The sequence below is a fragment of the Syntrophales bacterium genome (genome assembly GCA_035363115.1).
In the GTDB taxonomy this organism is placed as follows: domain Bacteria; phylum Desulfobacterota; class Syntrophia; order Syntrophales; family PHBD01; genus PHBD01.
Genome location: DAOSEM010000002.1, coordinates 382,355 through 397,467, shown reverse-complemented (window position 1 = coordinate 397,467; position 15,113 = coordinate 382,355). Strand labels below are relative to the sequence as shown.

Sequence of the window (15,113 nt, the reverse complement as noted above, 5' to 3'; positions counted from 1 at the left end):
AATCCTGAGCCATGAGTCGTACCCTTTTCGGTACGTCGAATGGCGAGGGATGAGGGAAACGCCGCAGACGGGTATTTTTCAACAGCACGTCCGGAAACGTTTCCGCGACGGCGGTACGCCCCCGTGGCAGCCCCCGCGCCCCAACCGAACCGGAAAACCGCAGCCGTCCGCAGAGCCAGCACCGCTTCTGGAAAATCCCCAGGAACTATGGTAGCATGCGCCGTCTTCGCTTGGGGGGCGGAGACCCTGCCGCATCGACTCATTCACATCCATACCGAAAAAGGAGGGAACATGAAAGGGAAGAGCCGCCTGGACGCCATCTTCAAGCCGCGGAGCGTCGCCATGGTCGGGGCCTCCGGAACGCCGGGGAAGCTCGGCTACGACGTCCTCTACAACCTGATTCACGCCGGGTTCAAGGGCTCCATCTTTCCCGTGAACCCGAAGGCCGACGAACTCCTGGGCCTGAAGTCTTACCGGGACATCGCTTCCATCCCCACGGCGCCGGACCTCGCCGTGATCGTGATCCCGTCGCGGATGGTCATCGGGGCCGTCGAAGAGTGCGGCAGGGCGGGTGTAAAGGCCGCCGTGATCGTCACCGGCGGCTTCGCCGAAGCGGGGGAAGAAGGAGAAAGGCTCCAGGCCGAGTTGGCCGCCACGGCCCGGAAATACAATGTCCGCCTGATCGGCCCCAACTGCCAGGGGGTCAACGCACCCTACGCCAGCCTCTGCGCATCCTGGCCGCTCCTCACGACCCGCGGCCGGATGGCCTTCATCTCCCAGAGCGGCACCGTCGGGGCTGCCCTGATGGACTGGGCCACCGAAGAGGATCTGGGCGTGAGTGTCTTTGTCAGCCTCGGCAACCGTGCAGACGTGGACGAATCGGACTGCATCCGGTACTTCAACGAAGACAGGAACACCCGGGTGATCGCCCTCTACGTGGAGGGGGTCAAGCGCCCCGCCGAATTCCTGGAGGCGCTGGGGACGGTGAACAAGCCCGTTGTGATCCTCAAGGCGGGCCGGACCGCCCGCGGCCGCGTGGCGGCGGAGAGCCACACCAAGTCCCTGGCGGGGACCGACGAGATCTACGAGGCCATCTTCCGGAAATTCAAGGTCTGCCGGGCGGACAACCTGGAGGAGCTGTACGATTTCGCCAAGGCCCTGGCCTACCTGGACAGGCCGAAGGGCCGCCGCCTGCTGTCCATCTCCAGTTCCGGCGGTGCAGCCATCCTCGCCATCGACGAGGCGGAGAAGTACGGCTTCACCTCTCCCATTCCTTCGGCAGCCCTCCAGAAGCGCCTGCGGTCCTTCCTGCCGGCTCATTGCGGCGTATACAACCCCATCGACCTGACGGGGGACGCCATCACCGACCCCAGCCTTTACGCGAAGGTCATCGCCCAGGCGAAGTCGGACTATGACACGAGCATCATCGTCTTCGGTGACCCCGTTCACGGCGCCTCGGACATCGTCACCGGGAAGGGAGAACTCGTCATCTTCTGCGGTGGCGCCGACGTGGAGCGGGAGGAAGCCCTGAAGATGCACAGGAAGGGGATTCCCGTCTACCCCACGCCGGAGCGTGGTGTCCGTGCTCTGGCACAGTTGGTCCGCTTCGACGAAATGCCGGCAGCCAAAGAGCCCCATGCCGCGCCGCAGGCCGGAGCGACGAATCTCCTGCCTCCCGTCGCGGCCATGTCGCTCCTGAAAAAGTACCGCATCCCAGTGGCGGACACCGTCCTGGCTGACACGCCCTTCCAGGCCGCCGCGGCGGCAAAGGCCTTCGGGGGGCCCGTGGCCCTCAAGATCGCCTCCCCCGACATCTCCCACAAGTCCGACGTCGGGGGCATCCGCCTGAACCTCTCCTCAGGCAGCGGGACCGTTAGAGCTGCCTTTGGAGACATCCTGGAGACGGTGCGGAAGAAGATGCCGAAGGCCCGGATCGACGGAGTCACCGTATCCGCCATGGCGCCGGCGGGCGGAACGGAGGTGATCCTTGGCGTCCTGAAGGATCCGCAGTACGGCCACGCGCTCATGTTCGGCCTCGGCGGCATCTTCACGGAGATTTACAGGGACGTCCGGTTCTGCCTCCTCCCCGCCTCGGACGAAGAGTTTCTGCAGGCGATCCGGGGCATCCGGGGGGGGCCGGTCCTGGCGGGCATTCGGGGACAGAAGCCGAAGGACGTCAAGGCCCTTGTCAGGCTGATGCAATCCCTGGCAAGGCTGGTGAAGGACCGTCCCGAGATCGAGCAGATCGACCTCAATCCGGTCCTGGTCTACGAAAAGGGAGCCTGTGCCGTTGACTGGCGTATTTACACCGGCGCATAAACCCGGGTTTCAAAAATCAGGGACACTTCTCATCTTTTCGCCAGTCCGTGAAAAATTTGGAAAGTGTCCCTTTTTTTTACGGTTCATGAATGATGGGTGGCGGGTCGACCGACAGCCTCCCCCCTTCCCGAAACAGGACCCCGGGTCTCGGTCCCAGCGGGCCGTACCAGGAGCCGATCTTCATTCCATGAGGGTCCAGGAGATCGGAGGCGTGAAGGGGACGATTCCGTTCCGCCGCCAGTTGCTGCATTCCCTCGACGGCCGCGGGAAGGTCCCGCTCGGGGTCCGTCAGCTCCCGCCAGCCGCCCTCGAGGCTCCAGTCGTCCCGGATCATCAACAGGGCCGAGGGATGGGCCTCGGGGCCGGCCGCAAAGTAGCGGTAATCCGGATCCGCCTCGCCGGCGGTGAACGCCTCCTCCGTCTCCGGGGCCGCCCGCAGGCTTCCCCGGGACTTGGGGATCAGGCGGAACACGAGGACCGTCAACGCCGCCAGGGCCAAAAAAATCAAGAACAAAAGGTGCGGGGAGATGTCCGTCATGGGCCGCTTTTCCTTTTCCTTCGGTTGTTCCGCCCCGTTGCCCGTTCCGGCATGCGGTGACGTACCCGACGTCCCGGACCGGGGAAATCCATTCCGGCCATTCCCGCTTACCTGCCCAGGAAGCCCATCATGACTTCCTGATAGCGCGCCCCGGCGGCTCTGTGGATCGGAAAGGCCTCCTCCAGGAGGCTCCTCTCCGCCTCCGTCAACTCGATGTCCAGCGCACCCGCGTTTTCTTCCAGGTAGGTCCGGCGCTTCGTGCCGAAGATGGGAACGACGTCCTCGCCCCGGCTGAGCACCCAGGCCAGGGCAATCTGGCCGGGACGGCAGTTCTTCTCCCGGGCCATCGCCTCCACGCGCGTCACCAGCTCCAGGTTCTTCCGGAAATTTTCCCCCTGGAACCGGGGGGATGTTCGCCGGTAGTCACCCTCAGGAAGATCCTCGAGCGAGCGGAGCCGCCCTGTCAGGAACCCCCTCCCCAGGGGGCTGTAGGCCACGAACCCGATTCCCAGCTCGCGGCAGACTTGAAGCGTCCCTTCCTCAGGATCCCGCGTCCACAGGGAATACTCGCTCTGGAGGGCCGTCACGGGATGAACGGCATGGGCCCGGCGGATCGTGCCGGGTCCCGCCTCGGAGAGACCAATGAAGCGGACCTTCCCTTCCCGGACGAGATCCGCCATGGCGCCGACGGTCTCCTCGATGGGCGTCTCCGGGTCCACCCGGTGCTGGTAGTAGAGATCGATGACCTCGACGCCCAGGCGACGCAGGCTGGCCTCGCAGGCGGAGCGCACATAGTCCGCCTTCCCGCACACCCCCCGGTACCGGGGATCGTCGCTTCGGAGGATCCCGAACTTGGTGGCCAGGAAGACACCTTCCCTGCGGCCGCGGACGGCCTTTCCGACCAGCTCCTCGTTCAGAAAGGGACCGTACACGTCGGCCGTATCGAGCAGCGTGATTCCCATCTCCAGGGCCCGGTCAATGGTGGCGAGCGATTCCGCATCGTCGCGGGCGCCGTAGAATTCGGACATTCCCATGCACCCCAGCCCCAGGGCCGAAACAAGGGGACCCTCTTTCCCGAGCCGTCTATGTCTCATCCCGGCTTCCTCCGTTTCGTCCCGTTACCGGGCAGACCGCTTCGTCACCGCCGGAGCCGCCAGGGCCGCCAGGATCTCGTTCAGGTCCGGGACATGCCGGATGGGATAGACCTTTGTGAAAACCACCTTGCCCGTCTCGTCGAGCAGGATGTTCGCCCGCTCCGAGAAGCCCTCGGGCCGCAGGATGCCCAGCGATTTCGCCACCCCGCCGTGGGGCCAGAAATCCGCCAGGAGGCGCGTGTGCCGGAGCTTCAGGCTTTTCGCCCAGGCCGCCTTGCAGGGCACGCTGTCCACGCTGAGACCGACAGCCAGCGTATTGAACTTCTGGAACGATCGGTGTTTCCGATCCAGGTCCTTCATCTGCTGTGCACAGATCGGCGTCCACGCCAGCGGATGGAAGGACAGGAGAATTCGGTTGCCCCGGTAGGCCGCCAGCCTGAAATCTTCGCCGTCCTGGTCCTTCAGCAAAAAATCCTTCGCTTTCCTTCCCATCGCAATGACTTTCCGTTCCGTCATGTCTTCCCTCCTTATGTTGGATGCGGATGAAGAGACCGGTACTCCCTCCACAGACCGGGCCGTAGCGGTCCTGCGTTTCCGTCCGTAGAAGAATGCTTCGTCATGCAATCGCGTTCCGGGCAATTCGCCGGATGGCATCCGATTCGACGATCCTGATTCCGGGAGGGGATTCCCTGGCCACGGCCAGCATGGCCCGGGCAATGTCACGGGCCGCCACGGGCTTGTAACGGGACGGGATGGCAAAACCGAAGAGAGCCGCCAGTACCTTGCCTGCCGATTCCCCCGCCCTGCTCTCCCGCCGGTCGCCCAGGATGATGGACGGCCTGAAAATGCTTACGCTTCGGAAAGGAAGCCCCCTCACGGCCTCTTCCAGGTCTCCCTTGACGCGGTTATAGAAAATCCGCGAGGACGTATCGGCCCCCATGGCCGTCACCAGGAGCAGGTGGGACGCCCCTTCCCCGGCGGCGCGGCGTGCCGTTTCATAGGTGTAGTGGAAATCGACGCGGCGGAAGCGCTCACGCGAACCCGCCTTCGCGATCGTCGTCCCGAGGCAGGAAATCACGTGATCCACGGCGAACAGGGACGCGAAGTCACCGATCCGCTCGAAGTCGATTGTGTGGACCTCCACACGGGAATCCCGAGGCGTATCCTGAAGAGGAGAGCGAACCGGCACCACGATCCGCCGGTAATCATCCCTCGTGACCAGCAGCTTCAGGCACTCGCCGCCGACCAGGCCCGTCGCGCCCAGCAGCAGAACCGATGCATCCCCCATGCTCACCCCTCACTGGATAGTAATACATCCGATGAAAACCATAAGGGAAACGAAGTCGAGCCGTCAATGGATGATTGACGGGCGGGCACGCTCAGACGGAAAAGCGGTTCAAATTGATTCGCAGAAATGGTATGAACCGCCAGGAGGATTTGAACATGGCCGCCGTGGACCGCTACGAAGTCAATCGCAAAATCCGGAACATCCTGGTTCGCTACGATGTCGACACGACCAGGATTGACTATTCCTTTATCGGCAACACGGCTTACCTTTACGGAGAGCTCCTGAAAAACCGGAAGGGCGATGAGTTCGATCTCGGCAACCTCGAGCAGATGGTGAAAGAGATCACCCGCATCAACGGTGTCCGCTACATCCAGTTCGATCTGCGAAACTGGGTCATCAACTATTCCGGGATGGCCCTGAGCATCACCAAGGGAAAAACCGCTTCCGCCCCCCAGACGATCTCGGCTGGCGATACGGGGATGGGAATGGACGTGGAGCTGAAGGTGGACAAAGAGGAAAAGCCAAGGGAGACGCTGAGAAAAGAAGAAGAGAAAAAGGAAAAAAAGGAAGCCTGACCCCGCGGCTTCCCGAGGCATGCCCATTCAAATCCGGGCTCCCGGAGATTCAGTCCCGGATACCCCTTGTTCCCGTTATGGTCCCGGGCGGCAGCAGCTCGATGGTATCGCTGCCCCCCCGGGTTTTTCTTTTTCCCGAAGGCTGCATCCATTTCTGGATGTTCGACTTCTGAAGCCTGGAAAACACGGCCTCCAGTACCCGCCGCAGGAATTTCACCTGCAGGATCGGGATCAGGTTGTTCAGGTCATCGGCGTCGAAGGCGAGCAGCAGGCAGTCCGTCCGGGCCTCCACGTGGGCGATCCTGGGCTTTCCCATGAGGCCGACCTCGCCGAAGATGTCCCCCGCCTGAAGGCCGGCGATCGTCTTCCCCCGGAAGAGCACGTCCGCCTGTCCCTTCACCAGCACGTACATCCTGAGATCCAGTTCCCCCTCCCGGATGATGCGCTGGTTCACCGGGATGTCCACCCATGCCGCAATCTTCATGAGATTGGCGATCTCGTCATCTTCGAAGACATCGAAAAACGCGATTTCATCGAGGAGGCGAAGCAGGACCGTCTCCTGCATGTCGAACGATATCACCAGAACCCCCGTTCCATGCAGTTGGCGATGAAGGGCAGGGATCGGCGGGCTCCGTCCAGGAAATATTCATGGAGCTGTTTGCCTACATCCGGGTAAAGCGGCATCTTGGCGAGCTTGTCCACGGGAACCCAGCAGACCTCCAGGGAAGTCGTGTGATCGGTCCGGACCTTCGGCGTCCCGTGAACCTCCCTGGCTTCAAATATGACGTGCAGGGTCTGGGGATAGCGCTTTGTCGCCGGCGCCTCGCCGATCATGATGATGTCGCCGATGACCAGCTTCACCCCCAGTTCGTTCTTCCATTCCATGGTGGTGGCCTCCTGGAGAGGCACGTCCTTGTCGACCCCGCCGCCTGGAAGGGCATACACATCCTTTCCTCCGTAGACATAACGCATGCAGAGGACTTCTCCCGCCTGCTCGAACACGGCCGAAACACGCACTCTCATTTGTGCCTCCTGAAGCCCGCCAGCGATTTTAAGGATGCACCGCGCATCCGCCCTGAGACATTCTTGCGCCCATGATAAACCGGTGCAGTGCCGGCGTCAATACAAAGACTCGGGGTGGACGGATTCACTCCGATCCCGGAACGGTCTGCATCAGCCAATCCTCAATGAAGGCGGCGATCTCCTCCCAGCCAGGTTCGGCCGGCAATGTGTGGCCGTGGCCCGGAAGCACCTTCAGCGTCGAGACGGAGCGGTACTTTGCAGCGATCTTCCGCGCTACGGCCGGGGGCGTCATCCGATCCCGATCCCCCACCAGAACCAGCACGGGGACGTCGATTTTCAGCTCGTCCACACGGGAGGCCCGTTTTCCATCGAGCGGCCAAAGGCCCATCTCGAACAGGGCCCTCCCGGACTCGTGACTGTACCGGTCGTAGATGCGCCGCGCATCCTCCTCCGACAAACGGTTCATGGCGCCGAACCGGGAATCCGCATAGGACATCAGGACCGGCTTTCGCCAGAATCCCCACTGGAGAAACTGCCCCAGGAAGCTTTTCGTCACGGAAGGGCTCGTGACCGGAATGCCCGCGGGAGCGGCGGGGGCGACCAGGACCAGCGCGGCGGCGAGACCGCGGCTTCCCAGGATCTGCGCGAGCAGGCCCCCCATGGAGTGGCCCATGACAACGGGCTTCCGGTCCAGCCGGCGAATTTCGTCCTCCAGGTCCTGTGCAAAATCCAGCAGGCTCACCTTCCCCAGCCGCGGGTCCGGAGGACCGCCCGGCTGATTGTCCCGATGGCGCAGAGCCGTCGCGACGCACTGCCAGTCCCGGGCCTCGAACCAGCCCCGGTAATGTTCCCACATCCAGGGTCCCGCATACATCCCGTGGATCATGAAAAGGTTTCCGTTCATTTCACCAACCTCCCCCCCGGTTGTCCATGGTCATCCGGCAGGCCGCATGCATGAAGCAATCAATAAGCATTCAGGATCCCGCGTCGGCCGGACTCATGGTAAATGATCCACTTTATTTAGGCAATGCACGAGATACAAAGTCAGGAAAATCATTCCGGGGCAATTTCCTCTTGACATTCGCCGGTCTCCCAGAGTAAAAGTTCCCAACTTTTTTCATCGGGAGAAATCAATGTCCACCGGAACCATCCAGGCAACCTTCTTTTTCTGCTTTTTTAGCTTTACCCGGGAGGTCTGCCTGTAGGGTCCGACACAGAATGAAATGAACGGGCCGCGGGCGGATCTCATACCGCCCGCGGCTTTTTGTTTTTGGCCAGGCCGCGGAATCATCCCCGGCCTTTTTTATTTTCCGAAGGAGGAGATCATGAAACGGATACTTTGTTCCACCCTGCTGGCCGTCCTCACGGCCGTGTTCCTCGTCGCCGCCGCTCCGGCCGGTGCGAAGACGATCAAGGTCGGCGCCGCCATCAACATGACGGGACCCGCCTCCACCTGGGGCCAGTTCCACGCCAAGGGCCTGCAGGACTACCTGGCCTACGTCAACGACGTCAAGGGAGGCGTCGCCGGCAGCCGGATCGAGGTCCTCCTGGCGGACACGGCCTACAAGGTTCCCGAAGCGGTGGCGGCGGTCAAGAAGTTCGCCATCCAGGACAAGGTGGACATGATCGCCACCTGGGGCGCCGGCGAAGGGCTGGCGGCCAAGCCCATCGTCCAGCAGTACAAGATCCCCACCATCAACTTCTCCACCAGCTGGGAGATCCTCGAAAAACCCGTAGATTACATGTATCTCCCCTTCGGAAGTTACCGCATGGACTGCCAGGCCGTCCTCGAGTACATCAAGGCGATTCACACCGGGAAAGAAGCCCCGAAAGTCGGGCTTTTAACCTACAACAACGCCTACGGCCGCTCGATCCACAAGCCGACCCGGGAATACGCGGCCCGACTGGGCGTGAAGATCGTCGCCGTCGAGGAATTCCCGCCCAAGACCGTGGACCTGACCACGGAACTCCTCCGTCTCCAGAAGAGCGGCGCCGAATACGTCTTCATTCAGATGCTGCCGGCGGCCATCATCACGACCCTCCGGAGTGCCGACCGGCTCCGCTACAATCCCCGCTTCCTCGGTACCTGGACCTCGACGGACCCCGATTTCTTCCGGCAGGGCAAGGGTCTCATCCGGGACCGCCTCGCCATGCAGTTTCCGGGCGGCCTGCCGTCGGACAACACGCCGGGAATGAACGTCATGAAGGAGCTCTGGAAACGATACAAGACCGTGAACCGTTTTGACGCGGCCTACTGGGAAGGCGTCGCCATCGGCATGATCATGGAGCGGGCCTTCGTCCGGGCCCACGAAAAGTACAAGGAGGTGAACCGGAGCACCATCAACCAGGCCATGGAATCCTTCAAGAACGAGGACTTCGGGGGACTGCTCCCTCCGGTCACCTATACGAAGAAGGACCATGGCGCGTCATACCGGGCCCGCATCGTCCAGGTCCGTGAAGACGGCACCTATGTCCCCCTGACGAATTTCTACACACCCGGGAAAGAAAAGATCCGGCTCGTGAAATAGCCACGCCCGCGCCGGCCCGGTATGGTTCCGGGCCGGCGCTGCCGAAAAGACAAGGAGCAAGAACCATGAAGGCATTCCGGGGAGAGCCGGCCCTCTTCCAGGCCCCCGCTGAAGCTGAACGCCGGGCGGACCTGGACGTGGAGGGCCTGTCGCTGGCCTTCGGAGGGGTCCAGGCCCTGCAGGACGTAAGCCTCACGACCAGGACGGGCGAACTTCTGGCCGTGATCGGCCCCAACGGGGCGGGCAAGACCAGCCTCCTGAACTGCATCACCGGGTTTTACCAGCCCCAGAAGGGAACCATCCGCTTCAACGGCCGGGACATCACGCGGATGCCCGCCCACCACCTCGTCCGGGTCGGCATCGGCCGCACCTTCCAGAACATCGAGCTGTTTCCGGGAATGACGGTCCTGCAGAATCTGCTCCTGGCCCGGCACATTCACTGCGGGTATCGCCTGATGGACGCCTGCCTCTTCAGCCCCGCCGTCCGGCGGGAGGAGATCCGCCACCGCCGGCTCCTGGAGGAGCTGATCGATTTTCTCGAGATCCAGGCGATCCGCAAGAAGACCGTGGGCTCCCTCCCCTACGGCCTGATGAAGCGGGTGGAGCTTGGACGGGCGCTTGCCCTGGAGCCAAAGCTCCTCGTCCTGGACGAGCCTTTCGCCGGGATGAACCTGGAGGAGAAGGAGGACATGGTGCGGTTCCTCCTGGATCTGAACGAGGGGTGGGGCCAGACCATGATCCTCGTGGAGCATGACATGTCCATCGTCATGAGCATCTCGGAGCGTGTCGTGGTTCTCAATTTCGGCGAGAAGCTCGCCGAGGGGACGCCGGAGGAGGTCCGGAGCCACCCGGAGGTGATCCGGGCCTACCTGGGGGATGAACATGGCGGCTGAATCCGTATTGCGATCCGGCAGCACCGTCAAATGGCTCAGCCGGTTTCTCCCGGGGGCAGCGCTCTCGTCGCCGGCTGCGTCGGCGACTTCGTCCGGTCCCGCTTCGAAAGGTGCGCCCAGGGAAGTGGCGCGCCTGACCCTCCCGCAGGTTCTCGCCCGCCAGGCGGAGCTCCTGGGAGAAAGAACGGCCATCCGGGAAAAGGCCTACGGCATCTGGCAGACCCACTCCTGGAACGACTATCTCGCCTACGTCCGGAAGACGGCCCTGGGCCTGAAATCCCTGGGGATCCGGCGCGGCGAGGCGGTCGCCCTCATCGTCAACAACTGCCCCGAGTGGCTCTACGGCGAGCTGGGCGCCCAGTCCCTGGGGGCCGTAACCCTGAACCTCTTCACGTCTTCCGTCGCCGACGAGCTTCGCTTCTCCCTCGGGCGGGTCGGCGCCGTCTGTGTCATCGTCCAGGACCAGGAACAGGCGGACAAGCTCCTGGAGCACCGCCAGGATCTCCCCCACATCCGGAAGGTCATATACGTCGATCCGACGGGAATGCGGTACTACCGGGAGGATCCCTGGCTGATGAGCTACCGGGAGCTCCTGCAGCTCGGAGAAGAGGCGGAGCGGAGCGATCCGGATCTCTTCGACCGCGAACTGGCCCGGGGGAATTCCCGGGACACGGCCCTGATGATCCAGACATCGGGAACCACGGGGGTCTCGAAACTGGCCATGCTGAGCCACCGGGGCCTCACGGCCATGGGCCGGAGCTGGACGGATTATCTTTCGCTCCAGCCCGGGGAAAACTGGATCTCCATCTCTCCTCCCGCCTGGATCGTCGACCAGATGTGGGGCCTCGGCGTGGCCCTGGTGAGCGGGATGACGATGAACTTCCCGGAGACCCCGGAGACGGTGACGGAAGACTTCCGGGAGATCGGCCCCTCCGTCCTGATCACTTCGTCCCGCTTCTGGGAGGATCTCGCATCCCGGATCCGGGTCCGCATGTCCGACGCCGGCTGGATCAACCGCCTTCTCTTCCGGTGGGCCGAGGCAGCGGGACGCCGGTCCGCAGAGCAGGAATCGGGCAACGGCTCACGCTCCTGGTCAGACCGGCTGGTACAGAGCATGGCGAAGCGGCTCGTATACGATCCGCTCCTGGACCGCATCGGCTGTGCCGGCTTCCGCTGCGTCCTCACGGGGGGCCACCCCATCAGCCCCGACGTGATCCGCTTCTTCCGGGCCGTCGGTCTGAACCTGAAGCAGTGCTACGGCCTGACTGAGTCGGGCGGGATCTTCCAGGTCCAGCCGGACGGCGAGGTGAAGCCCGAGACCGTGGGCCGGCCGCTGCCGGGGACGGAGGTGAAGATCGCCGGGGACTCGGAGGTCCTCGTCCGGGCGGATGCCAACTTCGCCGGGTACTACAAGGACTTCGCCGCCACCGAGAGCGCCTTCCAGGACGGCTGGCTCAAGACGGGCGACGCGGGTTACCTGGACGGGGACGGGCACCTGGTCATCATAGGCCGCAAGGAGGAGATCATCCGCAACAAGACCGGCGAGGCATTCTCGCCCGACTTCATTGAAACACGCCTGAAGTTCAGTCCCTACATCAAGGAGGCGGTGATCTTCGGCGAGGGGCGGCCCTTCCTCACGGCCTTCGTCAACATCGACTTCGGGAACGTTGGCAACTGGGCGGAGGAGCGTATGATCCCCTACACGACCTACCTGGACCTCTCCCAGCAGCCGGAAGTGGAAAAACTGATCCTCTCCGAGCTCAGGGAGGTGAACGAGCGTCTGCCGGCGTTCATGCGGATCCGCAAGTTCATCCTCCTCTACAAACTCCTCGACGCCGACGACGACGAGCTGACGCGCACGGGCAAGGTCCGGCGCCGCTTCGTCTATGGACTGTACCTCCGCCTCATCGAGGCCATGTACCGGAACGAGCAGGAAGTGGACGTGAAGACCCCCGTCCGCTACCGCGACGGCCGGGAGGGGTGGATCGAGACGCGGGTCCGGGTCATCCCGGTGGACTGAACCAGAAAGGGTGTGTCATGGATTTCTTTCTTCATCTTCTCGTCAGCGGCCTGAGCATCGGCTTCCTATACGGACTGTCGGCCCTGGGCTTCGTCATGATCTTCAAATCCTCGAGTGTGCTCAACTTCGCCCACGGGGAACTCCTGGCCATGGGGGCCTTTCTGTTCCTGGCCCTGGTGACCTGGGCCAAGCTGCCCATCGTCCTGGCCTTCCTCGTGACCCTGGCAGGCTGCTTTATCCTCGGCTTCGTCATCGAGCGGTTGTTCCTCAGGCCCCTGATCGGGGAGCCGCTCATCTTCGTCATCATGCTGACGGTGGGGCTGGCCTCCATGTTCAAAGGCCTCCTGCTGTTCATCTGGGGCGGGAACTTGCACACCTATCCCGACTTCCTCCCCGAGTGGATGGGGCTCACCCTGGGAAACATCTCCGTCCCGCCGGTCTACACCGCCGTCCTGGCCGTGGGGACGATTTTTCTCGTACTCTTCGGCCTCTTCTTCAAGTTCTCCTCCCAGGGAATCTACATGCGGTCCGTGGCGGACAACCAGCGGGCGGCCCTCTCCCTGGGCGTCCACGTGAAGCGCGTCTTCGCCCTCTCCTGGGCCATTGCGGCGCTCGTGGCGGGGATGAGCGGCATCGTCCTGGGCGTCATCAACGGCATCAACGTCCACGACCTGTCGGCCATCGGGCTCAAGGTCTTCCCGGTGGTCATCCTGGGCGGGCTGGACTCCATCGGCGGGGCCATCCTGGGAGGAATCATCATCGGCCTCCTGGAGACCTTTACCGGCGGCTACCTCTCCCCTTCCCTCAAGGACGTGGTGCCTTACATCGCCTTGGTGGTGATCCTGATGGTCAAGCCGTACGGGCTCTTCGGGCTGAAAGAAATCGAGAGGGTGTGACATGGAAACGAGGAAATGGTCCTTTCATCCCTGCGGGAACTACCGGGAACGGTACGACCAGGAACTGACGGTGTTCGAAACCGATTTCGGCCGCCTCTGGGCCGTCATTGGGCTGGTTCTCCTGTTCGTCGCCGTCCCCTTCGTGTCCTCCCCCTACCTCATGCATGTTCTCAACATGACGGGCATCGCCGCCATCGCGGCGGTGGGCCTGAATATTCTCGTCGGGTACACGGGACAGATCTCCCTGGGCCACGGGGCCTTCGTCGGCGTGGGTGCCTACGCGGCGGCTGTCCTGGCCACCCGCTGGAACGTCCCGTTCCTGGCGGCCGTCCCGGCGGCGGGCCTGATCGCGGCGGGGGTGGGCATGGTCTTCGGCATTCCCTCGGGGCGACTGAAGGGCCTCTACCTCACCATCGCCACGCTGGCGGGCCAGTTCATCATCGAATACGTCCTCGTCCACTGGGAGTCCGTCACCCAGGGAACCATGGGCATCACCGTCCCCCCGGCGGACATTCTGGGGTGGTCCATCGCCGGGGATCGGTCGTTCTTCTATGCCATCTTCCTGGTCCTGGCCGGGATGATCTGGATGGCGGTCAACCTGATGCGTACCCGCTACGGCCGAGCGCTCGTGGCGATCCGCGACAACGACCGGGCCGCCGAGGGGATGGGAATCCCCGTATTCCCCTACAAGCTCCTGGCCTTCGGGATCAGCTCCTTCTACGCCGGTGTCGCCGGGGCCCTGTGGGCCTACTACCTGGTCAGCATCACGGCGGAACCCTTCAACATGGGCCTGTCGGTGGAATACATCGCCATGGTCATCATCGGCGGCATGGGAAACATGGCCGGCGCCGTCTTCGGAGCGGTCTTCATCACAGGGCTGAACGAGGTCCTCCGGTTCGTCACGGAGCTGGTCATGAACATGGGCCTCCTGTCGGAATACGGCCTGAACCTGGCTCCCCTGCGGGAGTTCACCTTCGGCCTGGCCATTGTCCTTTTCATCCTCCTGGAGCCCCGGGGGCTGGCGGAGGTCTGGAGGATCGTCCGCTCCAGTTTCCGCCTCTGGCCGTTCTCGTACTGAGGGAGAGGAGACGATCATGGACAACGGCATGCTGCTGCAGCTCAACAACATCTCGGTGGTCTATTCGGACGTGATCCAGGTGCTCAAGGGGGTCTCCCTCGCCGTGGAGAAGGGACGGATCGTCTCCCTCCTGGGGAGCAACGGGGCGGGCAAGACGTCCACCCTCAAGGCCGTCTCGGGCCTTCTCAAGCCGGAAAACGGCCGCGTTACCGACGGCTCGATCCTCTACGACGGGAAACCCGTCCAGAATGAGTCGCCGGAGACGATCACCCGCAAGGGGATTATCCAGGTCCTGGAGGGGAGGCAGCCCTTCAAATACCTGACGGTGGAGGAAAACCTCCGTGTCGGCACGGCCACCCGTCCGCCCGGACCGTACCGGAAGGATCTGGACATGGTATACGCCTACTTTCCGGCGCTCTTGAAGCGTCGGAAGAACCTGGCCGGCTACTGCAGCGGAGGAGAGCTGCAGATGATCGTCATCGGCCGGGCCCTGATGGCCCATCCCTCTCTTCTCCTCCTGGACGAGCCCTCCCTGGGCCTCGCCCCCCTGGTCGTGAAGGAGATCTTCACGATCATTCGCCGTATCAACGAGGAGAAGGGCACCACGATCCTCCTGGTGGAGCAGAACGCCCGGATGGCCCTGTCCATCGCCCACTACGGCTATGTCATGGAAAACGGAAAGATCGTCATGGAGGGACCGGCGGGGGAACTGGCGGAAAACCCGGATGTAAAGGAATTCTATCTGGGCATGGGGGCAGAGGGGACGGTCCGCTCCTACCGCGACGTGAAATCCTACAAGCGGCGGAAGCGCTGGCTGTGAACACCCCGCGAGCCAGGCGGATCCGGTTTTTTCTCCCGCGT

General features: G+C 63.1%; 15 protein-coding genes. 8 read left to right on the top strand and 7 right to left on the bottom strand.

Annotated elements, in window-relative coordinates; genetic code table 11:
- Positions 1–291: 291 nt before the first annotated feature.
- Complete coding sequence (locus PLO63_07285) at positions 292–2,319, top strand: acetate--CoA ligase family protein (GenBank protein HOI73937.1); 2,028 nt, start codon at positions 292–294, stop codon at positions 2,317–2,319.
- Between the two features lie 76 nt (positions 2,320–2,395).
- Here the strand turns inward: PLO63_07285 and PLO63_07280 are convergent, their stop codons facing one another.
- The 4 genes from PLO63_07280 to PLO63_07265 form a co-directional block, all read right to left on the bottom strand.
- Entirely contained in the window at positions 2,396–2,857 is a 462-nt protein-coding gene (locus tag PLO63_07280; protein ID HOI73936.1) for a hypothetical protein, read from the bottom strand.
- Positions 2,858–2,964: 107 nt separating this feature from the next.
- Complete coding sequence (locus PLO63_07275) at positions 2,965–3,951, bottom strand: aldo/keto reductase (protein ID HOI73935.1); 987 nt, start codon at positions 3,949–3,951, stop codon at positions 2,965–2,967.
- Positions 3,952–3,975: 24 nt separating this feature from the next.
- A complete protein-coding gene (locus tag PLO63_07270; protein ID HOI73934.1) occupies positions 3,976–4,467 on the bottom strand; it encodes a redoxin domain-containing protein in 492 nt (163 codons plus the stop codon).
- 100 nt (positions 4,468–4,567) lie between these two features.
- Entirely contained in the window at positions 4,568–5,239 is a 672-nt protein-coding gene (locus PLO63_07265) for an NAD(P)H-binding protein (protein HOI73933.1), read from the bottom strand.
- Between the two features lie 155 nt (positions 5,240–5,394).
- On the opposite strand from PLO63_07265, the gene PLO63_07260 reads away from it, so the two are divergent.
- Positions 5,395–5,814, top strand: a complete 420-nt coding sequence (locus PLO63_07260) for a hypothetical protein (GenBank protein ID HOI73932.1) — start codon at positions 5,395–5,397, stop codon at positions 5,812–5,814.
- A gap of 49 nt (positions 5,815–5,863) precedes the next feature.
- Here PLO63_07260 and PLO63_07255 read toward each other — a convergent pair whose 3' ends face one another.
- The 3 genes from PLO63_07255 to PLO63_07245 all read right to left on the bottom strand — a co-directional run bounded on the left by PLO63_07255 (position 5,864) and on the right by PLO63_07245 (position 7,741).
- A complete protein-coding gene (locus tag PLO63_07255; GenBank protein ID HOI73931.1) occupies positions 5,864–6,394 on the bottom strand; it encodes a cyclic nucleotide-binding domain-containing protein in 531 nt (176 codons plus the stop codon).
- On the bottom strand, positions 6,391–6,837 hold the full coding sequence (locus PLO63_07250) for an NUDIX domain-containing protein (protein HOI73930.1): 447 nt from the start codon (positions 6,835–6,837) through the stop codon (positions 6,391–6,393). The genes PLO63_07255 and PLO63_07250 overlap by 4 nt, the downstream gene beginning before the upstream one ends.
- A gap of 124 nt (positions 6,838–6,961) precedes the next feature.
- The gene (locus PLO63_07245) at positions 6,962–7,741 is read right to left on the bottom strand and encodes an alpha/beta hydrolase (GenBank protein ID HOI73929.1); all 780 of its coding nucleotides are present in this window, start codon (positions 7,739–7,741) and stop codon (positions 6,962–6,964) included.
- A 421-nt stretch (positions 7,742–8,162) separates the two neighbouring features.
- Here PLO63_07245 and PLO63_07240 point away from each other — a divergent pair, with 421 nt between their 5' ends.
- The 6 genes from PLO63_07240 to PLO63_07215 all read left to right on the top strand — a co-directional run bounded on the left by PLO63_07240 (position 8,163) and on the right by PLO63_07215 (position 15,072).
- Complete coding sequence (locus PLO63_07240; protein ID HOI73928.1) at positions 8,163–9,365, top strand: ABC transporter substrate-binding protein; 1,203 nt, start codon at positions 8,163–8,165, stop codon at positions 9,363–9,365.
- Between the two features lie 65 nt (positions 9,366–9,430).
- Positions 9,431–10,258 (top strand): ABC transporter ATP-binding protein, encoded by an 828-nt coding sequence (locus PLO63_07235; GenBank protein HOI73927.1) that lies wholly within the window; start codon positions 9,431–9,433, stop codon positions 10,256–10,258.
- Positions 10,248–12,278 (top strand): AMP-binding protein, encoded by a 2,031-nt coding sequence (locus PLO63_07230; protein ID HOI73926.1) that lies wholly within the window; start codon positions 10,248–10,250, stop codon positions 12,276–12,278. The genes PLO63_07235 and PLO63_07230 overlap by 11 nt, the downstream gene beginning before the upstream one ends.
- Positions 12,279–12,295: 17 nt before the next feature.
- Positions 12,296–13,174 carry a branched-chain amino acid ABC transporter permease gene (locus PLO63_07225; protein ID HOI73925.1) on the top strand — a complete coding sequence of 293 codons (879 nt, stop codon included), beginning with the start codon at positions 12,296–12,298 and terminating at the stop codon, positions 13,172–13,174.
- Between the two features lies 1 nt (position 13,175).
- Positions 13,176–14,252: a branched-chain amino acid ABC transporter permease gene (locus PLO63_07220; protein ID HOI73924.1), complete on the top strand. Its 1,077-nt coding sequence runs from the start codon at positions 13,176–13,178 to the stop codon at positions 14,250–14,252.
- Between the two features lie 16 nt (positions 14,253–14,268).
- Positions 14,269–15,072 (top strand): ABC transporter ATP-binding protein, encoded by an 804-nt coding sequence (locus PLO63_07215; protein HOI73923.1) that lies wholly within the window; start codon positions 14,269–14,271, stop codon positions 15,070–15,072.
- Positions 15,073–15,113: the final 41 nt, after the last annotated feature.